This window comes from Actinocrinis sp. (genome assembly GCF_035605935.1).
Lineage (GTDB): Bacteria > Actinomycetota > Actinomycetes > Streptomycetales > Catenulisporaceae > Actinocrinis.
In genome coordinates, this window is the sequence record NZ_DATNGK010000005.1 from 1 (window position 1) to 25521 (window position 25521).

Sequence of the window (25521 nt, forward strand, 5' to 3'; positions counted from 1 at the left end):
GGGCTGCGGAGCCGTAGCGGTAGCCACGGCGGCGGGCGCCGGGGCGGCCGGAGTCGGCGTCGGCGGGGCCGGAGCCGGGACCGGCGCGGGGGCCGGGTCCGGCGCGACCGCGGGGGCCGGAGCCTGCTGCGGAGCCGGAGCCGCGGGAGCAGGTGCCTGAGCCTGAGGCGGCGTCGGAACGACCGCGACCGGAGCGGGCTGCGGCGCCGGTGCGGCGGCCGCGGGAGACGAACCCGGAGCGCCGATGACTGCCAGCGTGGTGCCGACCGCGACGGTCTCGTCCTCGGCCACGTTGATCGCCACGACCACGCCGGCGGCGGGGGAGGGGATCTCGGTGTCCACCTTGTCGGTGGAGACTTCGAGCAGCGGCTCGTCCGCGTCGACGCTGTCGCCGACCGACTTCAGCCAGCGGGTGACAGTGCCCTCAGTCACCGACTCGCCGAGCGCCGGGAGCACCACCGGAGTGCCGCTGGCCGGACCGGACGGAGCCGCGGGAGCGGGACCGGCTGGTGCCGGGGCGGGAGCCGCCTGCTCGGGCTGCGGGGCCTGGGCGGGGGCGGGTGCGGGTGCGGGTTCCGGAGCGGCGGCCGGTGCGGGCGCGGCCGCGGGGGCCTCCTGCGCGGGAGCCGAGGCGGCGGGCGCCGGAGCGTCGCCGGGACCGCCGATCACGGCCAGCTCCGCGCCGACCTCGACCGTCTCGTCCTCGGCCACCTTGATCGACAGCACCACGCCGGCGGCGGGGGAGGGGATCTCGGTGTCTACCTTGTCGGTGGAGACTTCCAGCAGCGGCTCGTCGACCTCGACCGTCTCCCCTTCCTTCTTCAGCCACCGAGTGACGGTGCCCTCGGTGACCGACTCGCCGAGCGCGGGCATCGTTACTGATGTCGGCATGAGTTTCTCTCCTGACTACCTACGTTCTCGGGTCCGTGGAAGGGGACTCTCAGTCGTGCACGTGCAGCGGCTTGCCGGCCAAGGCCATGTGCGCCTCGCCCAGCGCCTCGCCTTGCGTCGGGTGGGCGTGCACGAACTGCGCGACGTCGCCCGGCGTGGCGTCCCAGTTGTAGATCAGCTGCGCCTCGGCCACCAGCTCGCCGGCCCGGTCCGCGACGATGTGCACGCCGACCACCCGGTCGTCCTCGCCCGCGACGCCGGTGATCTGCACCAGCTTGACCTCGCCCTGGGTCTTGAGGATCTTGCTCTTGCCGTTGCCCGCGAGGTTGTAGTTGAACGTCTTCACGTGGTCCGCGCCGTACCGCTCCTTGGCGATGGCCTCGGAGATCCCGCAGGAGGCGACCTCAGGCTGCGAGTACGTCACGCGCGGCACGCCGTCGTAGTCGATCGGGCGCGGGTTCAGCCCGGCGATGTGCTCGGCGACCAGGATGCCCTCGCCGAAGCCGACGTGCGCGAGTTGCAGGGTCGGGATGAGGTCGCCGACCGCGTACACGCCCGGAGCGGAGGTCTGGCAGAACTCGTTGACCTTCACATAGCCGCGGTCCACGATCACGCCGGCCTGCTCGAAGCCGAGGTTCGCGGACACCGGGCCGCGGCCGACCGCGACCAGCAGCAGCTCCGCGTCGAAGCTCTTACCGTTCTCGGTCGAGACGCGCACGCCGGTCTCTGTGTATTCGACCCCGGAGAACCGGTTGCCGAGCTCGAACTTGATGCCGCGGCGGCGGAACGCGCGCTCCAGCAGCTTCGAGTTGTTCTCGTCCTCCAGCGGCACCAGGTGCGGCAGCGCCTCGATGATGGTGACCTCGGCGCCGAAGGACTTCCAGACCGAGGCGAATTCGCAGCCGATGACGCCGCCGCCGAGCACGACGACCGAGCCCGGGACGCGATCGAGCTTGAGCGCGTGGTCGCTGCTGATGATCCGGTCGCCGTCGATATTCAGGCCGGGCAGCGACTTGGGTACCGAACCGGTTGCCAGCACGATGTTGCGGCCGGTGTAGGTCTCGCCGTTCACAGTCACCTGATTGGGCGCGCTCAGCACGCCCTCGCCGGCCACGAAGGTGATCTTGCGGGCCTTCACAATGCCCTGCAAGCCCTTGTACAGCTGGCCGACCACGCCGTCCTTGTAGCTGTTGACCCCGGCCATGTCGATGCCGTTGAGCTGGCTCTGCACGCCGAACGACGCGCCCTCGCGGGCCAGGTCGGCGACTTCGGCCGCGTGCAGCAGCGCCTTGGTGGGGATGCAGCCGCGGTGCAGGCAGGTGCCGCCCACCTCGGCCTTCTCGATCAGGGCCACGTTCATGCCCAGGTCGGCGGCGCGGAAGGCGCAGGCGTACCCGCCGGACCCGCCGCCGAGGATCACTACGTCGAACACATTCCCGGCGTCAGCCACTTGTCGTCTCCTCGCGTCTTCGCGTGTGCGCCGCCCGAGTCCGCCATACGCAGCCGGATGGCCTGATTCCGGATCGCCGGGACGCTCCGGGATGGCACACTGACAAGCATCCTGCCACCCGCGCAGGTGGGGGGCCTCTCGGCGACCGCCGCCCCGGCTGCCGGGTTACGGGCCGGCCGGGATGGTTTGTTTGGTACGGCGCCAGCTTAGTGCGGTCCGGGAGGGCGCGGTTGCGCATGGCCAACCGGCGTGGCCACCGTTGAGGGGCTCGCTGCGTCTACCTGGTGGTACAGCGAACGCGCTCGTCCGCAATCCGGTCGCGACCGGCCGAACTCAACGAGGTGATGGAAGGTGGCGTTGTTCAGCCGCAGGGGAAGGTCCGCAGGTGGCGGCGCCGGATACGGCCGCGATCTGCGTGAGGACGAAGCGCATCTGGCCCGATTCGCCCGTTCGCGCGGCGGAGTAGAGGCCTTCGTCGAGCCGCGCACGGCTGTGACAGAAACCACAGTGGTGCTGGTCGCGGCGGACGGCGAGTGGACCAGGCGCCGGGTACCTGGCCCGCAGGCCGCTCACCAGCTCGCGCACCGTCTGGGCATTCCCGCGTATGACGCGATGGTCGTCGGCTATCCGCAACGCATGCGCGACTGGAGCGCGCGGATCGCGGCAGAGACGCGGGCCAGGCGGGAGCCGTGATGCGCCCCGCCGGACCCGAGCCTGCACTCCCTGAAATTCAGTCAGATTTCTAGGGTGCGTTACAGCAACCCGTCGGCAGCGTCCTGAGCGAGCTGAACCAGGGTCCGTACCGCATACCCTGTGCCGCCCTTGGGGGTGTACCCGAATGGCGCGACGGTGTTGTAAGCCGGACCGGCGATGTCCAGGTGCGCCCACAGCACGCCCTCTGGCACGAACTCCTTGAGGAAGATCCCCGCGACAAGCATGCCGCCCATGCGGTCGCCCATGTTCGCGATGTCGGCCACGTCCGAGTCCATCGTCTTGCGCAGATGCGCGGGCAGCGGCATCGGCCAGAGGTCTTCGCCGGCCCGCTCGGCCGCCGACTCGATCTGGGTGCGGAACTCCTCGTCATTGGCCATGACCGCGCCGGTGCGGTGGCCGAGCGCCAGCACCTGTGCGCCGGTCAGCGTCGCGACGTCCACGATCGCGTCCGGCTGCTCCTCGCCCGCCCGCACGATCGCGTCCGCGAGCACCAGCCGGCCCTCGGCGTCGGTGTTGAGCACCTCCACGGTCTTGCCGCCGTACATGCGCAGCACGTCGGACGGCCGGATCGCGTTCCCGCCCGGCATGTTCTCGGCCAGCGCCGCCCACGCGGTCGCCTTCACCGGCAGGCCGAGCTTCGCGATCGCGAGCACCGCCTGGACGACCGCGGCGGCGCCCGACATGTCGCACTTCATCGTTTCCATCGCGTTGGACGGCTTGAGCGAGATGCCGCCGGTGTCAAAGGTGATGCCCTTACCTACGAAGGCCAGCGAGCGCTCCGCGTCAGGGTGCGCGTAGGTCAGTTTCACCAGGCGCGGCGGTCGGGTCGAACCCTGCCCGACGCCGATCAGGCCGCCGTAGCCGCCCTCGCGCAGCGCCGCGTCGTCGAGGACTTCGATCGTCAGCCCGTCGATCTCGGCCGCGCCGACCGCCGAGGTGACCGAGTCAGCGAAGGCTTGGGGGTAAAGGTGCGAGGGCGGTGTGTTGATCAGGTCACGCGCGGCCTTCACCGCGTCGGCGACCACCTGCGCGCGCTCGCCGGCCGCGACCGCGTCGGAATTCGGCTCGGCGTCTGTCACGAGCACGACCTCCCGCACCGGGGCCTTGCGGTCAGCCGGATCGCCGGTCTTGAACCCGTCATAGGAGTACGCGGCGAGCGCCGCGCCGAGCGCGGTGGCCTCCACGACCTCGGCGCCCGCGACCGGCGTCACCAGCGCGACCTTGCCGAGCCCGGCCAGCGAACGCAGCGCGGAGCCGGCCGCGCGCCGCAGGTCCTCGAGACCGGTCACGCCGACCACCTCGCCGTCACCGGCCGAGCCGAGCCCGAGGCCCACCACGACCGTGGCGGCCAGCGAGCCGTTCGCCGGGACCCGGGTCACCTCCTCCGCGGCCCCGGTCGCTCCCAGCGACTTCAGGATCTGCGCGAGCCGGCCGTCGAACGCCTCGTCCAGCGGCTCGGCTCCTGGCGCGAGCACCACGCCGTCCTCGCCTTGATAGACGCCGATGACGAGCGCGTCGGCTTCGACTCCGGCCACCGGGCCGGATTGCAGTGAGATCCTGGTCACGTCTAGTCCTGTCCTGAGGATTGTGGGAGTTGGCGGCATCGTAACCGCACGCCGGGGGCGGTGGACCGGGTTCCCCCGCGGTATCGGGTTTCCCCGCTATGGCGCGCGGGCCCGCGCCGCGGGGCCGTCCCGAATAGTGGACGGTAGGCTCGGCGGCATGTCATCGACGCCGCCCTCGCCGTCCCTGCTCACCTCGCCGCTGCACGCCCGGCATGTCGCCCTCGGCGCGAAGCTGGCCGACTTCGGCGGCTGGCAGATGCCGATCGAGTACTCCGGCGTCGTCGGCGAGCACGCCGCGGTGCGCACTGGAGTTGGCCTGTTCGACGTCAGCCACCTCGGCAAGGCCACGGTGGCCGGCCGCGCGACCGACGGCAGCGGCCTGACCGCGTTCGACTTCGTCAACGCCACGCTGGCCAACGACCTGCGCCGGATCGGACCCGGCCGCGCGCAGTACACCCTCGCCTGCGACGAGGCGACCGGCGGCGTAGTGGACGACCTGATCGCCTACGTGAAATCGCCGGAGGAGATCTTCCTCATCCCGAACGCGGCCAACACCGCCGAGGTCGTCCGGCGCCTGGCCGCGGCCGCCCCGGCCGGAATCACGGTCACGAACCAGCACTCGGATTTCGCGGTGCTGGCCGTGCAGGGCCCGCGCTCGGCGGATCTGCTCAAGGCGCTCGGTCTGCCCGCGGACCACGACTACATGGCGTTCGCCAGTGCCGCCTGGAACGGTAAGCCGCTGACGGTGTGCCGCACCGGTTACACCGGTGAACACGGGTACGAACTTGTCTGCCGCTGGCAGGACGCGGACGCATTGTGGGGCGCCATTCTGCGCGCGGGCGAGCCTTTCGACATTAAGCCCTGCGGCCTCGGCGCCCGCGACACGCTGCGCACAGAGATGGGATATCCGCTGCACGGCCAGGACCTCTCCCTTGAAATCACCCCGGTGCAGGCGCGGGCGGGTTGGGCCGTGGGTTGGAAGAAGGAGGCCTTCTGGGGCCGCGAGCCGCTGCTGGCCGAAAAGGCGGCCGGGCCGCGCCGGCTGCTGTGGGGCCTGCGGCAGGTGGAGCGAGCCATTCCGCGCCCGCATATGGCGGTGTTCGACAAGCCAGGGCTCGATGAGGGCGCCGTGATCGGCGAGGTGACCAGCGGCACGTTCTCGCCCTCGCTCAAAATCGGCATCGCGCTGGCCCTGCTGCCGCCCGCCACCGCCGAAGGGGACACGGTATATCTCGATGTGCGCGGCCGACGCGTGGCTTTCGAGGTGACCAAGCCGCCGTTCGTGACCCCATCCACCCGATAAACTGGAGCCGCGGCCTGCGAAATCAGCCGGTCGCATCAGTGCTCAGCGGCCGCGCTTATCCGAGATCTGATTCCTAGTCGGGTCAGTGTTCACATCCCATGTGGGTGTCTCAATTCCGGCATACCTCACCCGATCGAGTGATCGTACGCCTGGCACTAGACAGATGCCGACTTCATGGTGATGCTGGCGGTGCTTTTCCGGCGTTCGCAGGAACGCCTTTCTGGTTCTGGAGGTGCGAGTGGCCACGACAACGGCGCGCCACGGTATAGCGGAGACAGCGGACACCGCGACGGGTATGGGTCCGGTTATCGGCGCTGCCGCGACCAACGCCGGCGGTCTCGTCGTGCTGCGTGACGAACTCGGCATCCTGTCCGTCATGCGCTGCTTGGACGCGGCACTGGCCCTGGACCCCGGCTTCCAATACGGCTATCCGGCCGAGAGCGCGGCGATGGCGGGCCTGAGCGATCCGCGCCTCGCGCCGCCGCTGAGCTACGTGGTCGACGCGGCGGGACAGATCGTCGCGACAGTCTGTCGGCACGTGACCGGAGTACGCCTTTCGAAGGTTCTCGCGCAACTGCCTCGCGGCCTTGACGTGCAGACCGCCTCCGCCGTCATCACGGACGTGCTTGCCGCGCTCGACGCCCTGCACACGCGCGGAGTCGCGCACCGCTCTCCGGACGCCGATCACGTGATCGTCGAGCCGAATGGCAACTGCGTGCTTGTGGACGTCGGGCTCGTGACGCGTCCGGAGTACACAGATCCGGCCGCTGCTATGGCCGCCGACCTGGAGATGGTCGGCGACCTGCTGGTCACCTGCCTGACCGCGGGACGGAGTGCGCCAGAGCGCGGCACACGGAGCGGATACTTCGCCCACGGCGAACTGGAGGGTGTCGCCGCACGGCTCTACGACGCGCTCGTCGAAGCCGGCGCTGATGCCGACCCCGAGGCGGCGGAGACGACGCCGCTGGACGACGAGGCCGCGCAGGCGCCCGCCTCCCGCACCGCCTCGCTCATGTCCCGCGCGTTGGAGCGGGTCGCGGCGGACAGTTTCGACGCGGGCTGGGACGGCCGGGGGCGGGAAAGACTGGCCATCGCGACCAGGGACCATCGCTCCTCGCGCCGCCGCTTCCTGGAATTCCGGCCCACCGGCTACACCGACCACCGCTGGTCGATCCGCGGCTGGCACGCCGGAGCCCCGCGCGAGCGCCGCAGCAGGCAGCGCCTGGTCGCTTCGGCCGACGTCATGCGGCAGGCGCGCTCGCAGCTGGCCGAACTGTGGTCGGGCAGCCCCGGCGCGCGCGGCTCCGGCAACCATGCGGCCGGCGGTCACCTCGGGCCGAAGTACACCCGGTATCTCATACCCCTGATCGCCTTCCTGCTCGCCTTCGGCCTCGCCCTGATCCTGCTCGGTCTTTCCTCCTCGTCGACTCCGGGCCGGGCCGTGCTGAACCCGTCGGCGGACGCGCGCGCGGGCGCCAATGCGCCGAATCGGGCGGCGAAGGATCTGCCGAACGCCGGGCCGGCCGAGGCGGTCAGCGACACGGCCCTGATCAACTCGAGCACCGCGGTTTCGAACGTCGCCGGAAACACCGCGCCGGGCACGAAAATCACCGAACTGTTCATCGCCGGCCTCGGATACGACAGCCAGCAGAAAAGCAAGGCCGTGGCGACGATTGACGTGCACACCTCCGGCACCGCACCGATCACCGTCACCGTCGCCTTCACCGACACGAACAGCGCGCAGGCCGGGGACGGTACACAGACGGACCGCTTTTCCCTGTCCGGCAAGACGATGTACACGCTGACCGACACCGCGACGGTCCTGCAATACTGTTCCTCCGGCAGCAGGCTGCTGACATCACAGGTGACTGTCTCGGCCTCGGCGAATTCCGCGCCGAACGCTACCGCGGCCACCGCATCCGGCGATCTGTACGCCGATCAGTGCTCGTAGTCGCGCTGGGGACGATCGACTAAAAATGTTCTAGAAGCGCACGGCCACCACGAGCGTGGCGACCGCCGCGCTCGTCTCGACCAGCGCCCCGAGCACGTCGCCGGTGATTCCGCCGAGCCGGTCGATGCACCGGGCGAGCAGCACCAGCGCGGCCGCGAGGCCGAGCGCAACCGCAGCGGCGGCGAGCGCGGCCGTCTGCGGGTCGACGATCAGCCCGAGCGCGCCGGCGACGATCGCCACGACGATCCCGGCGACCACCGCGGTCCGCACGCGAACGCAGCCGGCGACCCACGAGCCCAGGCCGCCGGGCCGCGCCGACGGGATCGGCTCGGTGCAGCCGGCCGTGATAGCGAGCCGCCCGGCCATCGCCGCGACGATCACCGCCACCGGGCCGCGATGAATCGCGAAACTCGCTGCCAGGCCACTGATTTGCACCCCGAGCACCAGGACCAGCGTCACCACGCCAAACGGCCCGATATCGGAGTGCTTCATCAAGGCGAGCGCCTGCTCGGCCGGCTTGTTCGAGCCCAGACCGTCCGCGGTGTCCGCCAATCCGTCCAGGTGCAGCGCCCGCGTCTGCGCCGCCAACGCGGCCACCGCGATCACCGCGGCGATCAGCGGCGAGCCGGTCAGCCAGTCCGCGAGCTGCGCCGATCCGGCCGCGACGGCGCCGAGGCCGAGGCCGACCGCAGGTGCCGCCGTCATCGCGACGCGCACGGCGGCGGCATCGGCTCGCGGCGCCCCGGCCCGCCAGATCGTCAGAGTGCTGATAGCGAGGCGCAGCCCGCCGGATACCCGCTCCGCGCGGCGGGTATGGCTCGCGACCCGGCCCGCGTGCGCCGCGTCCTCCGAGCCTGTTTCCGCTATCCCCCCGTCTCGGCCCGCATCAGCACTCGTGCTCACTGCTCATCGCCTCGTTAAAGTCGCGACCGCATCAGCGGCTCGGGGAGACCTTCCTGCGCGTAAGAACCGGTTTCGGCGAGGATCGTCACCGCCGACCGCAGCAGCGGCAGCGCCAGCAGGGCTGCGCAACCGCCGTCCGCACGCACCTTGAAGTCCAGCAGCGGTTCAAGCCCGAGCCGGTCGATCGCCTTCTGATACGCCGGCTCCGGCGACATGTGCGCGGCCAGCAGCCAGTCAGGTGTCCGGAACGCGATGCGCTGGGCCAGCACCGCACAGGCCGCGCTGCCGATCCCGTCGAGCAGCACCGGGGTCTTGCGGATCGCCGCCTGCATCATGAAGCCGGTCAGCGCCGCGAAGTCCGGGCCCGCCACGGTCGCCAGCAACTCGATCTGGTCCGCGATCACCGGACGCGCCGCGCGCATCGCATCACGCACCGCCGCGCACTTGCGGACCCACGCGTTGTCGTCGATCCCGCTGCCGCGTCCGGTCACCGCCGCGGCGTCCGTGCCGGTCAGCACGCCGATGAGCACACCGGCCGGAGTCGAGTGCCCGACGCCGATCAGCGACGGAATGAGCAGATCCGCACCCGAGTCGATCTCGGCGTCCGCGACCGCGATCCCGATCCGGAACGCGGCGGCCGCCTCCTCCCGCGTGCAAGCAGGCTCCTGATCGATCCGTCCGGTGCCCCGCCGGATCCGCCCGGCGTACACCTCAGGCGGCAGATCGGCGAAATCGAAGGCGTCGCAGTCCACCGAGACGTCGATCACCCGCACCGATGCCTGATGCGCCCTGGCGAGCGCCTGAACCGGCCCTCCGCCCTGGACGATCCGGCGCAGCATCGCCGCGGTGGCCTCCGGCGGATTGGCGCTCACGCCGTGCTGCGCGATCCCGTGATCCCCGGCGAACAGCACTACTCGGGCGCGCTCCAGCGGGCGGGGCGGGCAACTGCCCTGGACCGCCGCGAGCCACTGCGCCAACGTCTCGATCCGCCCGAAGGAACGCGGCGGCAGCGCCACCGTCTCGGCCCAGCGCGACCGCGCCGCCTCGCGCGCGGCCTCATCCGGCCGCAGCACACCCTCGGCGAACTTCTCCAGCTCTGTCGTGTCCATCGTCCCGCGAGCCTAGTACGTGACCCCGAAGCGGGCGTCCTGGGACCCGGGCTTCAATCGCACCGCGATCCCCGCCACGACCAGCGCCACCTCATCCGCGGCCGCCGCGAGCGCCTGGTTCAACGCGCCGAGCTCGTCCCGGAAGCGCCGGGTACCGGCCGACTCCGGGACCACGCTCAACCCCACCTCGTCGCTCACCACGACCACCGAACGCGCCGAATTCGAATACGCATCGACGAGGCCGGATACCAGGCGGCCGAGTGCAGCGCGCGGCTTGCCCTCACGCCACGCTTCGTCGTCCCAAGCGCCTACCGCATCCATCGCCGCGGTAAGCCAGAGCGTGAGGGAGTCGACCAGAATCGTTCGATCGGCCGTGAGCAACAAGTCAGCGAGCTGCGCCGGCGACTCACCAAATTCCACCGTCTGCCACGTCGGCGGCCGTCTGGTGCGGTGCCGCGCGATCCGCTCGGCCCACTCGGCGTCGCCTTCGTAGCGCGGGGCAGTTGCCGCGTAAAGAACTTCCTCGTCCTCGATGAGCAGCCGCTCGGCGAACGCGGACTTTCCCGACCTCGCCCCGCCGAGCACAAGGGCATGCCATGCCTGTGTCCGAGAATGCATCCGCTCGCCGCCTAGCTAAGGTATGGGCCATGGCTTTCACATGGCGGTACGAGAACGCTTCGGGTACAGAGGTCGAGCCCATCGTCCCGGTCGAGGGCGAGCACGCCGCCTTCTCGACCCAGGGTGACGCGGAGAGCTGGATCGGCGAGAACTGGCCCGAACTGCTGGCCGCCGAGGTCGAGCAGGTCACCCTCCTGGAGGACGGGGTCGTGGTGTACGGCCCCATGTCCCTCCAGGAGTCGCCGCCCGCGTAGGCAGCGGTGGCAGTCGCGATACCGGCAGCGAACACCAGCAGCGATTGACCGAGTGCTACGGCCGCTTGGCCGGTGACGTCGTCAGCCTCGGGTCGCGCCGCACCACCGGATCGAGGATCTCGTCGATCTGCTTGAGCAGACCCTCGTCCAGCTTTACGCCGGCCGCCTTGACGTTTTCCTCGACCTGCTCGGGCCGGGACGCTCCGATGATCGCCGCGGAGACGTTCCGGTTCTGCAGCACCCAGGCCACGGCTAGCTGAGCCATCGTCAGACCGGATTCCTGCGCCAGCGGCTTGAGCTGCTGCACCCGCGTGAGCACCTCGTCGTCGAGCAGGTCACGCACGAAGTTGCCGCCCACCGCGTCGGTGGCCCGCGAACCGGCGGGCGGAGCCTGGCCGGGCAGGTACTTGCCGGTCAGCACACCCTGCGCGATCGGTGACCAGACGATCTGGCCGAGACCCAGCTCCTCACAGGCCGGCACGACCTCGGCCTCGATCACCCGCCACAACATGCTGTACTGCGGCTGCGAGGAGATCAGCGGCACCCCGAGCTGCCTGGCCAGATCAGCCGCCGCTCGGATCTCCGAGGCCTTCCACTCGGACACGCCGATGTACAGCGCCTTACCCGAGCGAACGACATCGGCGAAAGCCAGCATGGTCTCTTCGAGCGGCGTCGAATTGTCGTACCGGTGCGCCTGGTACAGATCGACGTAGTCGGTCTGGAGCCTACGCAGCGAGCCGTTGATCGACTCGAGGATGTGCTTGCGGGACAGACCGCGGTCGTTGCGGCCCGGACCGGTCGGCCAGAAGACCTTGGTGAAGATCTCCAGACCTTCCCGGCGCTGACCCTTGAGCGCGTCGCCGAGTACGGTTTCAGCCTTGGTGCCGGCGTAGACGTCGGCCGTGTCGAAGGTCGTGATCCCGGCTTCGAGGGCGGCGTGCACGCAGGCGTGCGCCGCGTCCGCCTCGACCTGACTGCCGTGGGTAATCCAGTTGCCGTACGCGATTTCGCTGATGACGAGGCCGCTGCGGCCTAAGTGTCGGAACTCCATGAGCCCAACCTATCCCCGCTTCGGTGCGTTACACCGTCTTACTTGGCCTTACCCGTAAAGGTCACTGACGGACGCGGCTGGCGCAGGAAACGCGGCATCGCGGCACGCGAGAACGCGTAGAAGCCCGAACCACGCACGTGCTCCTCGCCGAAGCGTGCCCGAACCTCCCGCTTGATCCGGAAGTTCAGCATGATGCCGAAGACGATCCCGACGACGACCACGAGCTCCATCGCGAAGGACGCGTAGATGTAAATCGACGTGCTGCGCAGGATCAGGGTGAACCAGGCCACGACGACGATCGGCATCAGGAACTCCAGCATCCGCAGCCGGCCGTCCACATAGTCGCGGATGAACGCGCGCGCCGGACCCTGGTCGCGGGCCGGGAAGTTCTTCGCGTCCCCGCTCCGAAGCGCCTGCCGCTGCTTCTGGTACGACTGGTTGCGCACGGAGCGTTCGGCGCGCCGCCGATCCTTCGGGTCGAGCGGCATCCGCCCGAGCCGAGCCTTGCGTGCGGCCTCCGCCTCGCGCCTGGTCGGCGTCGGGCGAGCCTTCGACCGGTCGTAGCGCTCATCGGCGGACATCGATCCGGGCATGGAGTCTTCGGGCGTGGCGTCGGCCACCGCCTGGTCGTCGGAACGTCGTCGGAACACGAGGGAAGCGTAAACGGTCTACGGCCGGGCACATAACCCGCGCTCGCCGCGGCGTATCGCGACGCCGGGCAATGTGCGCCGCGCCGAAGGTCCTCGCGCGGCCAATCGCTGTTTCACTAGGGCGGTTTGGTTGGCCCAGCGCGGACGCAAAGAACTATCGTGGGCACTGACCACAAGAGCACGCCGCACGGCGCAGCTGAAGGGGGACCTGGAGGGCCCATGGCCGACGGAGTCATGAAGCGCATGTCCTTGATCTTCAAGTCCAAGGCGAACAAGGCCTTGGACAAGTACGAAGATCCGCGCGAGACACTGGACTACGCGTACCAGAAGCAGTTGGAGAACATGACCCAGCTGCGCCGCTCGCTCGCGGACGTCGCCACGGCGCGCAAGCGGATCGAGCTGCAGATCAAGCAGGTACAGCAGGACGCCGACAAGCGCGAGCTGCAGGCTCGCAGGGCGCTGGAGATGGGTCGCGAGGACCTGGCCCGCGACGCCCTCACCCGCCGCTCCGAGGTGCAGCAGCAGATCTCCACGCTCACCCCGCAGCACGAGAACCTGGTCAAGCAGGAAGAGAACCTGACCAGGGCCGTGAAGAACGCGCAGGCCAAGGTGGACGCCTTCCGCACGCAGAAGGAGACCATCAAGGCCAACTACACCGCGGCCCAGGCGCAGACCCGGATCGCCGAGACGCTGACCGGCATCTCGGAGGAGATGGGCGACGTCGGCATGGCCATACAGCGCGCGCAGGACAAGACCGCGCAGCTGCAGGCCCGCGCCGACGCGATGACCGAGCTGACCGCCACCGGCGCGCTCGACGACCCGCTGGCGGCGCTGACCACCGGCGACGACATCGACGCCGAGCTCAACCGGCTCTCCAGCGGCACCGGCGTGGACAGCGAGCTCGAGCGGATGAAGCTCGAACTGGCCGGCGGATCCACCAAGCAGCTCGAGGCCGGCGCCTCCGGGGTGGCCAAGCCGGGTGCGATCCAGGACGCGGAAGAGGTCAAGGAGGGCGACTCCAAGTGATCGTCCGCATCCTCGGCGAGGGCCAGCTCACGCTGGAGCAGGGCGCCCTCGACGAGCTGAACAAGCTCGACGACGAGCTGATGACCGCGGTCCGCGACGGCGAGGAGGCAAAGTTCCGCGCCGCCATGGACTCGCTGCTGGACAAGGTGCGCGAACTCGGCACGCCGCTGCCGGTCGAGGAGATCAAGCCGAGCGACTTCATCCTGCCGAGCGCGGACTCCTCGCTCGACGAGGTGCGTGACCTGCTCTCCAGCGACGGGCTGATCCCGGGCTGACGCCCCGGGCGTGATGCGGTTGCGCGGCGCGGTCGGTGAGCCGCGGCGCGCACTCACACGTCACCCGGCGTCGTGCGGGCGGGGAACTTCCCCGCCCGACAGGGCGTTGTGCCGGATAAGCAGCATGGACCGGCTCGATTGATCGAGCCCTGTCGCTCGGGAAGCGTCGCCGGTCCGAGAGCAAGGCCGGCGCAGAACCCGCGCCGGTTCACAGGCAACGTCGGTGCACAAGCAGACCGGACGTTTTCGGAAGGACGGCTAAACCCGTGGCCAGGACGAGGTTCGCGCCAGATCGGGGACTCACCTCCCGCATGGTCTTCGTCATGTTCCTCATCGGCGCGCTGGCCGTGGCGTTCGTCGCGGCCCTCATCGCTTTCGTGCCCGCCCGCAGCCTGCCGGTGGTGCTGGTCATCGCCGGCGTGATCTTGTTCCTGCAGTTCTTCTTCTCGGACAAGATCGCGGCCTTCGCGATGGGCGCCCGCGAAGTGACCCCGGAGCAGTACCCCGAACTGCACGGCGTGGTGGACCGGCTGTGCGCGATGGCTGACATGCCCAAGCCCCGGGTCGCCGTCGCCGAGACGCCGATGCCGAACGCCTTCGCCACCGGCCGCAACCCCAACAACGCGGTCATCTGCGTGACCACCGGGATGTACGACCAGTGGCGCACCGGCCGGCTGACCGAGCAGGAGTTCGAGGGCGTACTCGCGCACGAGCTCTCCCACGTTGCGCACCGTGACGTGCTGGTCATCACGATCGCCTCCTTCCTCGGCATCCTGGCCGGACTGGTGGCCCGGATGGCGTTCTGGTTCGGCCTCGGCGGCGACCGGCGCGACGACCGGGACGGCGGCGTGCCGATCCAGCTGATCATCCTGCTGGTCTCGATGGTCACCTACGCGATCTCGTTCCTGCTGACCATGGCCCTCTCCCGTTACCGCGAGCTGGCCGCGGACCGGGCCGGCGCGCTGCTGACCGGCAACCCCTCGGCGCTGGCCTCCGCGCTGCAGAAGATCACCGGGGACGTGGCGAAGATCCCGACCCAGGACCTGCGCCAGGCCGAGCCGTTCAACGCCTTCTACTTCACCCCGGCGTTCAACCGGGAGAACGCGAAGACGCTGTTCTCCTCGCACCCGAGCACCGAGAAGCGGATCGAGCAGCTGGCCAAGATCTCCCGGCAGCTCGGCCACTGACCTTCCGGCTCGGTCTCACCGCCCGCCTCGACCCACCTTCGACTAGCAGGGGGCCCGCCCACTATGGGATTCCTCGACACGCTGCTCGGCCGCACCAAGCCGGTGCAGCCCAACCTGGACCACCTGTTCGCGGTGCCGAACGCCGCGCTCACCCTTGAAGTCTCGCTCGGCTTCAAGCCCACCGGCTACGGCGCGGTCTGCTACCGCAAGGCGGAGGGCGGCGCTTTCGCGCAGGTGGAAGCGGACGTCGAGCAACTGATCGAGGGCTTTGACGGTCCGAAGGTCGAGGCCTCGAAGGACAAGTACGGCTTCACCTGGTTGCTGGTGCGCCGCGACTCGGAGCAGCTCTCCGACCTGGTCACCGACGTGCACGCGGTCAACTCCTCGTTGCAGGACAACGGCTTCGGGCCGTACCTGCTGTGCAGCCTGATCTATTTCGAGGACCCGCAGGGCCGCAAGCTGGCGCTGGTCTACCTGTACAAGAAGGGCACCTTCTACCCGTTCGCGCCGCAACGCGAGCCGCATCGGGACAACGTGCTCGAACTCCAGGTCAAGACCGAGGTGGGCACCGATCTGCCGCTGGAGAAGGACCTGACCCGGTGGATGGCGCTGTGGGGCGCCGCCGGTCTTTGAGAGACGCCCTCTGAGAGGGCGTCTGACCCTCGCCAGTGCGCCTTCCGCCACTCTGACGGTCATCCGTTGCCCCTGCTCGCCCGCGGTTGCAGCCCTGTCACCACGTCACACCTCTGCCACGATTGCCGCCGTGCGCTTGCCACCGCACGGCGCACAGCAGATACGCTCATGCCGGTCTTCGGCGAGTGGCGGAGGGAAACGCAGTGTCGGTCGAGCCGCATCGGGCAGCCGGCGGCGTAGAGCACGGGGTTCCCCTTCTCCCGAGCCAGCACAGCCTGCCGAGCCAGCGCAATGGCGAGGACGGTGTGGATCCCAGCGACGTCTACGGCTACGAACCGACGCTCCCGTACGGCGTGGAGCCCCCAGCTCCGCCGCCGCGCGAGCCCGTCGAGGAGGAACGCCGTCCCTGGCCGTCCGCGCGACGGCAGATAGGCACCGCGGTCGCGGTGCTCGCCTGGCTGATCGCCGCGTTCCTGATCGGCCATCGGTTCCTGCCGGACAGCGTCGGCCTCGCCTCGCTCCTGGAAACCTGGCTGCCCTGGCTGGCGGTGCCCACCGCGCTGCTGCTGATCGCCGCCATCGCGGCCCGATCGCTGCGCGCCGTGTTCGCCACCTTGGTGGCCACCGCGGTCTGGCTCGGCGGCTACGGTCCGCAACTCTTCCCGCGTGGCGACCCGATCCCGTCGAACCTGCGCGTGGTCAGCGAGGATGTCAACGCGTCCACCGTCGAGCTGGGCGGCGTGAGCCAACTGGCGCCGAATCAGCACGCCGACATCGTGGCTCTGCAACACCTGCCACCCGCGCTCGCCGCCTCCTCGGCGACGCAGAACCTCAACGCGGCGTACGGCTACCACGTCACGCAGTACGAGTTCGGCATCTGGAGCCGCTATCCGATCGCGGACACCAGGGCGGTCGACCTGGCGACGACTACGGCCGCCTCGACTGGCAACCCGAGCCTGGTGGCGGCGGTCCCGCACGTCGTCGTCGGAGCGCTGCGCGTCACCGTGACGACGCCCGAAGGCGCCTTAGTGCTTTACGTGGTGCACATTCCGCAGCCGGTGCTCGGCGATCAGGGCTTTGCCAAGGTGCGTGACGAAGCGGTAGCGCGCCTAGTGAAGACCGTCGCGGCGGATAAGGCACCGAAGCTGGCCATCGTCGGCGACATAAACGTCGCGCAGACCGATCGCCGGTTCTCCGATCTGAGTTCCGGCCTCGGGCTGACGTCAGCTCAAGCCGCGGCCGGCCGCGGCTTCGGCTTCACCTGGCCGGCCGAGTTCCCGGTCGTCCGCCTCGACGACCTGCTGCTGCGCGGCGGTACCCCGGTGCGCTCAGTGGTGCTGCCCGCCCTCTCCGGCGGCAAGTCGCATCTCCCTATCGAGATCGATCTGCACTTGTAGTCCGGCGGCTACGGCAACGCCAGCATCTGCTCCAGCGCCACCCGCGAGTAGCGAGCGGTCTCCGGGTCCACGGTGATCCGGTTGACCACCTTCCCGGCGGCCAGCGACTCCAGCGTCCAGACCAGGTGCGGCAGATCGATCCGGTTCATCGTGGAGCAGTAGCACACCGACTTGTCCAGGAAGACGATCTGCTTGTCGGTGTGCTTGTTCGCCAGGCGCCGCACCAGATTCAGCTCGGTGCCGACCGCCCAGGACGTCCCGGGCTCCGCCGCGTCGAGCGTCTTGATGATGTATTCGGTCGAGCCGACGTAGTCCGCCTTCTCCACGACCTCGTAGCGGCATTCCGGGTGCACCAGGACGTTCACGCCGGGTATCCGCTCGCGCACCTCGTCCACGCACTCGGCGGTGAACCGGCCGTGCACCGAGCAGTGCCCGCGCCAGAGAATCATCTTCGCGCCGCGCAACTGATCGTCCGTCAGTCCGCCGTTCGGCTTATAGGGGTTATAGAGCACGCAGTCGTCCGGCGAGAGTCCGAGCGCCCGGACCGCGGTGTTGCGGCCGAGGTGCTGGTCAGGCAGGAACAGCACTTGCTCGCCCTGCTCGAAGGCCCAGCGCAGCGCACGCTCGGCGTTGGAGGAGGTGCAGATCGTGCCGCCGTGCCGTCCCGTGAACGCCTTGATGTCCGCCGAGGAGTTCATGTACGACACCGGGATCACCCGCTGCTGGATGCCCAGCTCGGTGAGCGAGTCCCAGCACTGCTCCACCTGCTCCGCCGTCGCCATGTCGGCCATAGAGCAGCCTGCGGCCAGGTCGGGGAGTACGACCTGCTGGTCCGAGGAGGTGAGGATGTCCGCGGACTCGGCCATGAAGTGCACGCCGCAGAACACGACGAACTCGGCCTGCGGGCGCGCCGCCGCGTCCCTGGCCAGCTTGAACGAGTCGCCGGTCACGTCCGCGAACTGCACCACCTCGTCGCGCTGGTAGTGGTGCCCGAGCACGAATACCCGGTCGCCGAGCTTGGCCTTCGCCTCCGCCGCCCGCCGCACCAGATCCGGATCGCTCGGCGCGGGCAGGTCGCCGGGGCATTCGACGCCCCGCTCGCTGCGTGGGTCGGCGGCCCGTCCGAGCAGCAGCAGCGCCAGCGGCGTCGCCGAAGGCTCGGCGAAGACACCTTCGGCTTCGGTGGTGACGGTCACGGAGCCTCCCACGGGCTCGGCGCCGGCCGGAGCGGCGGCGCCTTTATCGTCTATCTGACGCTAACTATCCTACCCCAGTGCGCCCGGCGGACGCCGCCGCCCGCCGCGGACTGTGCGACCATGGAGGGGGAGTGGGGAGACGGCGTGCGGGGCACTGGAATATCCGGCCCGGGCGGTCGCGTTGACCCTGCGAGCCGATTACCGCGGACTTTGAAGGCAGGCAGACAGCATGACGGTTGAGGTAGACATCACCACCAAGCAGGACGGCATCATCCTGACTGAGACCGCCGCGAGCAAGGTCAAGAATCTGCTCGACCAGGAAGGGCGCGACGACCTCTCGCTGCGCGTCCAGGTCCAGCCGGGTGGTTGTTCCGGTCTGCGCTACCAGCTGTACTTCGACGATCGCGCTCTGGATGGCGACGTGGTCTCCGACTTCGGCGGCGTCAAGGTCGTGACCGACCGGATGAGCGCCCCCTACCTGGTCGGCGCGACCGTGGACTTCGTGGACACCATCGAGAAGCAGGGCTTCACGATCGACAACCCGAACGCCACCGGCTCTTGCGCCTGCGGCGAGAGCTTCAACTAGCAGCCCGGTCGCCGCGCGCTCGCGTGAGCGGCCAGTAGTCGTGCAGCGGCGGTCGACGGAGGATCCAGCCTCCGTCGGCCGCCGTTTTTTTGTGATCTATCTCACGTGCTGCGGTGCGCCTCGCCGGCCCGGGAAGTAGCGAGTCCATGACGAACAAGACGGTGTCGCCGCATCAGCAGGCCATCCTCGTCGGTGAGGCCTACCAGCAGTTCGCGGCGGCCGTCGCCACGATGAACGACGAACGATCCTGGCTGCCCACCGAGTGCGTCGGCTGGTCCGTGCGCGATCTGGTGTTCCACTGCCTCGGAGACGCGCAGCGCGGCTTGGTCGCGCTTCATACGCCTGCGCATACGCTCACGGGCCGCGCGGCGGATCGGGACGCGGTGACGTACTGGGCTGACTGGCAACCGGATCCGACCGCAGTGGGCGCGGCGGCGGGCCGGCGCTTCATCCGCGTCGTGGCAAGCATGTTCCTGCGCGTGGAGCAGCTGAGCGAGCTGTACGTGGAGACGGCGACAGCCCTGGTTCACGCCGCAAAGCAGGCGGACCCGGACGAGTTGATCGCCACCCAAGGCCACGTACTCACCGCCGGCGACCTACTCAGCACGCTCGCGGTCGAGGCGACGATCCACCACCTCGATCTAGCCGCGTCACTCTGCGATGGGCCAGATGTGGAGGCGATGATGCCGGCGCCGAGCGGCCTGGCTGAGGTCCGCCGCACCCTCGACGGCCTTCTCGGCCAGCCTGTGCCGCTCGACTGGGACGACGCCACCTACGCGCGCAAAGGAACCGGCCGCGCGCCGCTGAGTCTGGCGGAGCGACAGCAGCTTGGTGCCCTGGCCGACCGATTCCCGCTGTTCTGTTGACGGATGGCGGGACGCGCTGAGGCGTTCTACTGCGGGCCGCGCGCAGTGGAGGGGACGTACGGCGGCAGCGCGCTCGAACTGAGATTTGGCTGCCCCACAGTCACGCACCCTCCCACGCACACCGGGCTGGGCCGCTGATGCGAAACCGCCCACGCCGGCAACGGTGAGCTCGCCGCCGGACGGACGCTTCCGTGCGCAGCGTGCGGCGTCGCCGTGGGCTGCGCCACCCTCGACGTCGAAGCCTGCGACGGGGAAAGCGACGCCGAAGCCGAGAGCGAAGTACTTGCCGACGCGGACGCGGAGACGCCGGGTGGGATGGACCGCTTCGGGGCAGCCGCCGGACTCGGCGTGCTACACGCCGCCGACACCCCCGCCGCGATCGCGATCACCGCGCCGACTATCGCTTGCCGCCACATGCCCATTCCCGCCCCCGGCGTGCCTCTCGTGGCGCTCATCAGAGCGCGCAAGTGCACACCTTACTGGCGGGGGTCGCGGCCGTTGTCGCGCATTTGTCGCGATCAACGCTCGGCAGTGGGATTCAACGGGACGTCGTTGGACGTCCAAGCTCCCTCGGCTGAGGCCCGAAAACGGCCGCTGAGCTGCAATGTTCCGGACACGCAGCAGGACCCCCGACCGTCACTACCCACAAATGACGGCGGGGGCCCTGCCTTTGTGCGCCGGATCCCGCATCCGTGCGCCGACGGATGGCTGCCCGGGATCCGCTACAGCGTCCGCAGGGCCGGGGGGAGAGCCCTGCGGGCGCGAGTCTTTACATCCGACACCCCATCAGCAAGTCCTGCATCACTGAGTGTAATGCGTGTTCCTGCCTTCTGTAGAGTTAAACGGCCGTACCGCCAGGCTGGTTCCCTTCCTGAGCAAGAATTTTTCGGGCGACTTTTGTCACGAAGAGTCACCAGCGTCCGCCTTGTCGGCCAGGTCAGCCGCCGAGCCGCGCGCCGTTGGCCAGGTCGACCACGGTGCGCGTGCCCACCGGGTTGTCCAGCTTGGCCGTGAAGGTGCGCGGGCCGATGAACATCGGGCACATCACGCCCTTACGTACGGGCAGCTGAGCGAGGCCGACGCCGACTTCGGCCGCCGTCTGCTTCACCACGACCACGTACTGGCCGCACGCTCCGCCGCGCGCCTCGATCTGGAGGTAGAGGGACCGTCCATCAGGGGACTGGGACTCCTGGTCGATCGGTACGTACTTCGCGCTCGCCGGCGGCGCGGTCACCTGGGCCACCGCTGAACCACTCGGAGCCGGGGCCGGGCTCATCCGGCCGCCCGGGTTGACCGGCACTGAACCGGTCGGCGAGGCGACGGGGCTGTGCGCGGGCAGTATCGGCACGGACTGGACCGTGCTCGAGCCCGCGCCGTTCGCAGCCGGGCTGGCGCTGTTGCTACTCGCGCAGGCGGCCAGAGTGGAGGCGAGCCCGGCCGCGGCCAGCGCCGCCGCGATCGTGCTGCCTCTCCTGACACTGAGGACCATCGCGAACCGTCCTTCTGTCTGTTTGACGTCGTCGTCCGCGCCAGCTGCCGCTGCTTGTTGGGCCAGCTCAGCCTGTCGCGGTTTGTCCGCTCAATCCACTGCCTCGAACTGTGGGTGAGGTCAGTCTCCGATTGGACGGCGCGCGGCGGCGCCGGGTTCCGCCGAATCGGTGAATTCTTTCCGGTCGCTGCTTCGGCGCGGCGGACCGTCAATGCTCGCGGCGCACAAGATATGCGACGGCGCGCTCACCTCGCTCGGGAACAGGCTGCTCACCGAGGTAACTGTGCTTCCGCAGTTCACTCCACGCCGGGATGTCGAGCCGCGCCGCCGGATCATCGGCCAGCACCCTGATTGTCCCGCCTACCGGGACATGCACGATCCGCTTCGCCAGTTCGATCACCGGGATGGGGCACATGAGGCCCAGTGCGTCGATGGTTTCGGAGCCGGGCGTCTCGGTACCTGACGCGTTCGGTTGTGCCGTAGGTGAGGAGTCCGCGGAGGGGGCTTCGGCGCGGACGCGCGCGACTACGCCAGGCAGCTCGCCGAGGAACCGGTCCACCTCCTCTTCCGCGATCCGCCACGGCAGCGAGATGCGCAGGTTCCCGTGGCTGAGCACGCCCATTGCTTCCAGTACATGACTAGGCGTCAGGGTCGAGGCGGTGCACGAGGAACCCGATGAGACTGAGTAACCCGCGCGATCCAATTCGAGCAGCAGCGCCTCGCCTGAGGCGTACAAGCAGGAGAAGGTCACGATGTGGGGCAGGCGTCGCCTGGGATCACCGACGATCTCTACGTCGGGCACGGTCGCGGCGACCTGCGCCCGAATGCGGTCAACCAACTCGCGGTGACGCGCGGCGATGGCCTCGCGCTCGGCTTCGCGGGCGCGCAACGCGGCGGCTGCGGCCAGGATCGCGGGCACATTAACCGGTCCCGGCGCGCGGCCCTGCTCACGTTCGTCCTCCGGCCAGGCCGCGGCGAACCTCGTCCCCTTGCGCACGGCCAACACCCCGACCCCGGCCGGCCCGCCCCATTTCCGCGCCGAGCCGCACAATACTGCCCAGTTCGCAGATTCGGGCATTGGCATGTGGCCGAGCGCGGCGGAGGCATCCATGACCAGAGGGACCGAGCCAGTGGCGCCTGACGCGGCGGCCGACAAAAGTTCGCGGACTCGCTCAATCGGCTGAATCGTTCCCACTTCGTGATTGGCGTATTGAATACAGAGCACCGCCGCGCCGCCGCTCAGGCTCTGCGCCAGAACATCGGTCCGCAGCTCGCCCAACCGAGTTACCGGAACGGTCACGTGCTCACCGCCGAGCCTCGTCGCCGTGAACTCGGCCGCGTGCAGAACCGCCGAGTGCTCGATCGCGCTGGTGAGGATGCGTCGGCTGATCCGCGAGCGGCCCTGTGCGAGCCCGGCGACCGCGAGATGGATCGCCGCTGTTCCGGAGGCGGTGAACACGGTCTCGTCCGGACGCGCACGCAGTACCTCCGCGACCGCTTCGCGCGCCGCGTCGAGCAGCATCCGGGCGCGTCGACCCTCGCGATACAGCCGATCCGGGTCGGCCCAGCCGTCGTCCAGCGCTGCCATATACGCCTCGCGCGCCACCGGGTCCATCGGCTCGCCGGAGGCCGCGTCCAGGAATACCGAGTTCATAACGTCATTCAACCCGCCTGGAACCGGCGGTCCCAGCCGGCGGCTGCGGATCGGCGCGCGCACGACAGAGATTCACCGGTTCTGACGCCGCCTCATCGCGTGCAATTCCGGCGAAACCGTCCGATCCGCCGCCCGGTTAGCCCGTCCGCATGAGCCCGCGCCAGACCCCTCTCGCCCGGGGGGTACCTGCCCGCTAAGGCCGCAAAGCGCTGGAGTAGGGTTTGGCCGCAGAACTGAACCCCTGCCCGCACTCCGGGATCCGCGGCCGAGCTGTCAACGGCGCGGAGGCGCCGGTGAGCAGGGCGAGACTCCGGGAAGGGTACGTTGAGTCAGTACGGCTCCGAACGCAGGCCGCGCGCGCTGAGCGATCCCGCTCGCGGGCGCCAGGCCCCCGCGTCAAAGCAGCGTCTAATGCGCGGCACTCCGGCCGCGAAGCGGCGGCTGATCGCCCGCGCGGCGCTGGCCGGCGCCGTCCTGGTCGCGGCCTCGGGCTGCGCCAACAACTCCTTCACCCGGCTCGGCTTCCCCGACCCGGCCAGCGCCGAGGCCCCGACCATCCTGCACCTGTGGCAGGGTTCGTGGATCGCCGCCTTCGCGGTCGGCGCGCTGGTGTGGGGCCTGATCCTGTGGACGGCGTTCTTCCACCGGCGCTCCCGGCACGGCATCGAGGTGCCGCCGCAGACGAAGTACAACATCCCGATCGAGCTGCTCTACACGGCCGTGCCGACCATCATGGTCGCGGTGCTGTTCTACTTCACCGCCAAGGACGAGTCGCAGCTGCTGAAGATCACCCCGGACCAGTCGACCAGCATCAACGTGGTCGGCCGGCAGTGGAGCTGGTCGTTCAACTACAACTACGACGCCGCCACCGGTCAGCAGTTCGCGGCCGGCGGCCCGTCGGTGTACGAAGCGGGCACCCCCGGCCAGCCGCCGCACCTGTACCTGCCGCTCGGCGAGAAGGTCAAGTTCACCCTGACCTCGCCGGACGTCATCCACTCCTTCTGGGTGCCGGCATTCCTGTTCAAGCTGGACGTGGTGCCGGGCCGGGTCAACCAGTTCGAGCTGACCCCGACCAAGCAGGGCGAGTTCATCGGCGAATGCGCCGAGCTGTGCGGGGTCGACCACTCCCGGATGCTGTTCTGGGTCGATGTCGTGCCGCCGGACCAGTACAAGGCGCACCTGGCGCAGCTTCAGCAGCAGGGCAACACCGGCCAGCTGCCGATCGGCTGCGGCCCGAACGCCGGAGTCGGGGAGAACGGCATCCCGTGCCGTGTCGGCCCGATGAACGGCATCAAGGGTAAGAACTCGACCGGAGGGACGGCCTGGTGACCGCGATCAACGACCCGGTGGTCGCCACCCCCTCGGTGACGGCTTACCGCACCCGGCAGCCCGGTTCGACCGTGGTCAAGTGGATCACCTCCACCGACCACAAGGTCATCGGCTTCCTGTACCTGATCACCTCGTGCATCTTCTTCGGCTTCGGCGGCCTGCTCGCGTTGCTCATCCGCACCGAGCTGGCCCGCCCCGGCCTGCAGATCCTGACGCCCGAGCAGTTCAACCAGGCGTTCACGATGCACGGCACGATCATGCTGCTGATGTTCGCGACCCCGCTGTTCGCCGGGTTCGCCAACGCGATCATGCCGCTGCAGATCGGCGCGCCTGACGTGGCCTTCCCGCGGCTGAACGCGTTCGCCTACTGGCTGTTCCTGTTCGGCTCGCTGATCGCGGTCAGCGGCTTCCTCACCCCGCAGGGCGCGGCCGACTTCGGTTGGTTCGCCTACTCGCCGCTGTCCAGCGCGATCCACTCGCCGGGCGTCGGCGGCGACCTGTGGATCATGGGCCTGGCCCTCTCCGGCTTCGGCACGATCGTCGGCTCGGTGAACTTCATCACCACGATCATCACCATGCGCATGCCCGGCATGACGATGTTCCGGATGCCGATCTTCGTCTGGAACACCCTGCTGACCTCGGTCCTGGTGCTGCTGGCCTTCCCGGTGCTGGCGGCCGCGCTGTTCGCGCTGGAGATCGACCGCCGCCTCGGGGCGCACATCTTCGACGCGGCCAACGGCGGCGCGATCCTGTGGCAGCACCTGTTCTGGTTCTTCGGGCATCCCGAGGTGTACATCGTGGCGCTGCCGTTCTTCGGCATCGTCTCGGAGATCTTCCCGGTGTTCAGCCGCAAACCGGTCTTCGGTTACAGCGGCCTGGTGTTCGCGACCATGTCCATCGCCGGCCTGTCGGTGACCGTGTGGGCGCACCACATGTTCACCACCGGCGCCGTCATGCTCCCGTTCTTCGCGTTCATGACCTACCTGATCGCGGTGCCGACCGGGGTGAAGTTCTTCAACTGGATCGGCACGATGTGGCGCGGCTCGCTGTCGTTCGACACACCGCTGCTGTGGTCGGTGGGCTTCCTGGTGACCTTCCTGTTCGGCGGCCTGACCGGCATCCTGCTGGCCTCTCCGCCGATCGACTTCCAGGTGCAGGACTCCTACTTCGTGGTCGCGCACTTCCACTATGTGCTGTTCGGCACCGTGGTGTTCGCGATGTTCGCCGGGTTCTACTTCTGGTGGCCCAAGTGGACCGGGAAGATGCTCGACGAACGGCTCGGGAAGATCCACTTCTGGACGCTGTTCATCGGCTTCCACACCACCTTCCTGGTGCAGCACTGGCTCGGCGCGGAGGGCATGCCCCGGCGCTACGCCGACTACATGGCCTCAAGTGGCTGGACGACGCTGAACACGATCTCCACG

General features: G+C 69.3%; 24 protein-coding genes. 13 read left to right on the forward strand and 11 right to left on the reverse strand.

The window, feature by feature from the left end; genetic code table 11:
• Together VN779_RS00440 and lpdA are read right to left on the reverse strand one after the other, a co-directional pair.
• Window positions 1–891, reverse strand: an 891-nt coding sequence (locus tag VN779_RS00440; protein WP_325718994.1) for a biotin/lipoyl-containing protein, incomplete at its 3' end; no start/stop codon positions are given.
• A gap of 49 nt (window positions 892–940) precedes the next feature.
• Window positions 941–2341, reverse strand: coding sequence for a dihydrolipoyl dehydrogenase (gene lpdA / locus VN779_RS00445; protein ID WP_325718996.1), 1401 nt, complete (start codon window positions 2339–2341; stop codon window positions 941–943).
• Window positions 2342–2692: 351 nt separating this feature from the next.
• On the opposite strand from lpdA, the gene VN779_RS00450 reads away from it, so the two are divergent.
• Window positions 2693–3034, forward strand: a complete 342-nt coding sequence (locus VN779_RS00450; RefSeq protein ID WP_325718998.1) for a hypothetical protein — start codon at window positions 2693–2695, stop codon at window positions 3032–3034.
• A 59-nt stretch (window positions 3035–3093) separates the two neighbouring features.
• Here the strand turns inward: VN779_RS00450 and VN779_RS00455 are convergent, their stop codons facing one another.
• Entirely contained in the window at window positions 3094–4620 is a 1527-nt protein-coding gene (locus VN779_RS00455; RefSeq protein ID WP_325718999.1) for a leucyl aminopeptidase, read from the reverse strand.
• A 157-nt stretch (window positions 4621–4777) separates the two neighbouring features.
• On the opposite strand from VN779_RS00455, the gene gcvT reads away from it, so the two are divergent.
• Window positions 4778–5923, forward strand: coding sequence for a glycine cleavage system aminomethyltransferase GcvT (gene gcvT, locus VN779_RS00460; protein ID WP_325719001.1), 1146 nt, complete (start codon window positions 4778–4780; stop codon window positions 5921–5923).
• Between the two features lie 238 nt (window positions 5924–6161).
• Complete coding sequence (locus VN779_RS00465; RefSeq protein ID WP_325719002.1) at window positions 6162–7874, forward strand: hypothetical protein; 1713 nt, start codon at window positions 6162–6164, stop codon at window positions 7872–7874.
• A 30-nt stretch (window positions 7875–7904) separates the two neighbouring features.
• Here VN779_RS00465 and VN779_RS00470 read toward each other — a convergent pair whose 3' ends face one another.
• The 3 genes from VN779_RS00470 to cobU are packed head-to-tail and all read right to left on the reverse strand — an operon-like array spanning window position 7905 to window position 10504.
• Window positions 7905–8777 (reverse strand): adenosylcobinamide-GDP ribazoletransferase, encoded by an 873-nt coding sequence (locus VN779_RS00470; protein WP_325719004.1) that lies wholly within the window; start codon window positions 8775–8777, stop codon window positions 7905–7907.
• Window positions 8778–8791: 14 nt separating this feature from the next.
• Window positions 8792–9886, reverse strand: coding sequence for a nicotinate-nucleotide--dimethylbenzimidazole phosphoribosyltransferase (locus tag VN779_RS00475; RefSeq protein ID WP_325719006.1), 1095 nt, complete (start codon window positions 9884–9886; stop codon window positions 8792–8794).
• Window positions 9887–9898: 12 nt separating this feature from the next.
• Complete coding sequence (gene cobU, locus VN779_RS00480; RefSeq protein ID WP_325719007.1) at window positions 9899–10504, reverse strand: bifunctional adenosylcobinamide kinase/adenosylcobinamide-phosphate guanylyltransferase; 606 nt, start codon at window positions 10502–10504, stop codon at window positions 9899–9901.
• Between the two features lie 29 nt (window positions 10505–10533).
• On the opposite strand from cobU, the gene VN779_RS00485 reads away from it, so the two are divergent.
• A complete protein-coding gene (locus VN779_RS00485) occupies window positions 10534–10758 on the forward strand; it encodes a hypothetical protein (RefSeq protein ID WP_324839075.1) in 225 nt (74 codons plus the stop codon).
• A gap of 55 nt (window positions 10759–10813) precedes the next feature.
• Here VN779_RS00485 and VN779_RS00490 read toward each other — a convergent pair whose 3' ends face one another.
• Both VN779_RS00490 and VN779_RS00495 read right to left on the reverse strand, forming a co-directional pair.
• Window positions 10814–11809 carry an aldo/keto reductase family protein gene (locus VN779_RS00490; protein WP_325719009.1) on the reverse strand — a complete coding sequence of 332 codons (996 nt, stop codon included), beginning with the start codon at window positions 11807–11809 and terminating at the stop codon, window positions 10814–10816.
• A gap of 38 nt (window positions 11810–11847) precedes the next feature.
• Window positions 11848–12459, reverse strand: coding sequence for a DUF3043 domain-containing protein (locus VN779_RS00495; protein ID WP_325719011.1), 612 nt, complete (start codon window positions 12457–12459; stop codon window positions 11848–11850).
• Between the two features lie 219 nt (window positions 12460–12678).
• Here VN779_RS00495 and VN779_RS00500 point away from each other — a divergent pair, with 219 nt between their 5' ends.
• From VN779_RS00500 to VN779_RS00520, 5 genes are all read left to right on the forward strand, one after another.
• A complete protein-coding gene (locus VN779_RS00500; protein ID WP_325719013.1) occupies window positions 12679–13485 on the forward strand; it encodes a PspA/IM30 family protein in 807 nt (268 codons plus the stop codon).
• A complete protein-coding gene (pspAA, locus tag VN779_RS00505) occupies window positions 13482–13760 on the forward strand; it encodes a PspA-associated protein PspAA (protein ID WP_325719016.1) in 279 nt (92 codons plus the stop codon). Before VN779_RS00500 ends, pspAA begins: the two co-directional genes overlap by 4 nt.
• Before the next feature lie 266 nt (window positions 13761–14026).
• On the forward strand, window positions 14027–14947 hold the full coding sequence (htpX, locus tag VN779_RS00510) for a zinc metalloprotease HtpX (protein WP_325719018.1): 921 nt from the start codon (window positions 14027–14029) through the stop codon (window positions 14945–14947).
• Between the two features lie 63 nt (window positions 14948–15010).
• Complete coding sequence (gene pspAB, locus VN779_RS00515) at window positions 15011–15580, forward strand: PspA-associated protein PspAB (RefSeq protein ID WP_325719019.1); 570 nt, start codon at window positions 15011–15013, stop codon at window positions 15578–15580.
• Window positions 15581–15783: 203 nt separating this feature from the next.
• Window positions 15784–16977, forward strand: coding sequence for an endonuclease/exonuclease/phosphatase family protein (locus VN779_RS00520; protein ID WP_325719021.1), 1194 nt, complete (start codon window positions 15784–15786; stop codon window positions 16975–16977).
• An 8-nt stretch (window positions 16978–16985) separates the two neighbouring features.
• Here VN779_RS00520 and nadA read toward each other — a convergent pair whose 3' ends face one another.
• Window positions 16986–18173, reverse strand: coding sequence for a quinolinate synthase NadA (nadA, locus tag VN779_RS00525; protein WP_325719023.1), 1188 nt, complete (start codon window positions 18171–18173; stop codon window positions 16986–16988).
• Window positions 18174–18402: 229 nt separating this feature from the next.
• On the opposite strand from nadA, the gene erpA reads away from it, so the two are divergent.
• Together erpA and VN779_RS00535 are read left to right on the forward strand one after the other, a co-directional pair.
• Window positions 18403–18759, forward strand: a complete 357-nt coding sequence (gene erpA, locus VN779_RS00530) for an iron-sulfur cluster insertion protein ErpA (protein WP_325719025.1) — start codon at window positions 18403–18405, stop codon at window positions 18757–18759.
• Between the two features lie 146 nt (window positions 18760–18905).
• Window positions 18906–19625 carry a maleylpyruvate isomerase N-terminal domain-containing protein gene (locus tag VN779_RS00535; protein WP_325719027.1) on the forward strand — a complete coding sequence of 240 codons (720 nt, stop codon included), beginning with the start codon at window positions 18906–18908 and terminating at the stop codon, window positions 19623–19625.
• Window positions 19626–20562: 937 nt separating this feature from the next.
• Here VN779_RS00535 and VN779_RS00540 read toward each other — a convergent pair.
• Window positions 20563–21114 (reverse strand): hypothetical protein, encoded by a 552-nt coding sequence (locus tag VN779_RS00540; protein ID WP_325719029.1) that lies wholly within the window; start codon window positions 21112–21114, stop codon window positions 20563–20565.
• Between the two features lie 208 nt (window positions 21115–21322).
• Complete coding sequence (locus VN779_RS00545) at window positions 21323–22768, reverse strand: cysteine desulfurase/sulfurtransferase TusA family protein (RefSeq protein ID WP_325719030.1); 1446 nt, start codon at window positions 22766–22768, stop codon at window positions 21323–21325.
• 411 nt (window positions 22769–23179) lie between these two features.
• Here VN779_RS00545 and coxB point away from each other — a divergent pair, with 411 nt between their 5' ends.
• Together coxB and VN779_RS00555 are read left to right on the forward strand one after the other, a co-directional pair.
• The gene (coxB, locus tag VN779_RS00550) at window positions 23180–24097 is read left to right on the forward strand and encodes a cytochrome c oxidase subunit II (protein ID WP_325719032.1); all 918 of its coding nucleotides are present in this window, start codon (window positions 23180–23182) and stop codon (window positions 24095–24097) included.
• On the forward strand, window positions 24094–25521 hold a 1428-nt coding region (locus tag VN779_RS00555; protein ID WP_325719034.1), incomplete at its 3' end, for a cbb3-type cytochrome c oxidase subunit I. The genes coxB and VN779_RS00555, both read left to right, overlap by 4 nt.

Coding starts and splice junctions, on each gene's coding strand:
- VN779_RS00490 (WP_325719009.1), bottom strand. CDS start 11,809: ATGGAGTTCCGACACTTAGGCCGCAGCGGCCTCGTCATCAGCGAAATC.
- VN779_RS00500 (WP_325719013.1), top strand. CDS start 12,679: ATGGCCGACGGAGTCATGAAGCGCATGTCCTTGATCTTCAAGTCCAAG.
- VN779_RS00475 (WP_325719006.1), bottom strand. CDS start 9,886: ATGGACACGACAGAGCTGGAGAAGTTCGCCGAGGGTGTGCTGCGGCCG.
- VN779_RS00535 (WP_325719027.1), top strand. CDS start 18,906: ATGACGAACAAGACGGTGTCGCCGCATCAGCAGGCCATCCTCGTCGGT.
- coxB (WP_325719032.1), top strand. CDS start 23,180: ATGCGCGGCACTCCGGCCGCGAAGCGGCGGCTGATCGCCCGCGCGGCG.
- VN779_RS00540 (WP_325719029.1), bottom strand. CDS start 21,114: ATGGTCCTCAGTGTCAGGAGAGGCAGCACGATCGCGGCGGCGCTGGCC.
- gcvT (WP_325719001.1), top strand. CDS start 4,778: ATGTCATCGACGCCGCCCTCGCCGTCCCTGCTCACCTCGCCGCTGCAC.
- erpA (WP_325719025.1), top strand. CDS start 18,403: ATGACGGTTGAGGTAGACATCACCACCAAGCAGGACGGCATCATCCTG.
- VN779_RS00545 (WP_325719030.1), bottom strand. CDS start 22,768: ATGAACTCGGTATTCCTGGACGCGGCCTCCGGCGAGCCGATGGACCCG.
- pspAB (WP_325719019.1), top strand. CDS start 15,011: ATGGGATTCCTCGACACGCTGCTCGGCCGCACCAAGCCGGTGCAGCCC.
- cobU (WP_325719007.1), bottom strand. CDS start 10,504: ATGCATTCTCGGACACAGGCATGGCATGCCCTTGTGCTCGGCGGGGCG.
- VN779_RS00485 (WP_324839075.1), top strand. CDS start 10,534: ATGGCTTTCACATGGCGGTACGAGAACGCTTCGGGTACAGAGGTCGAG.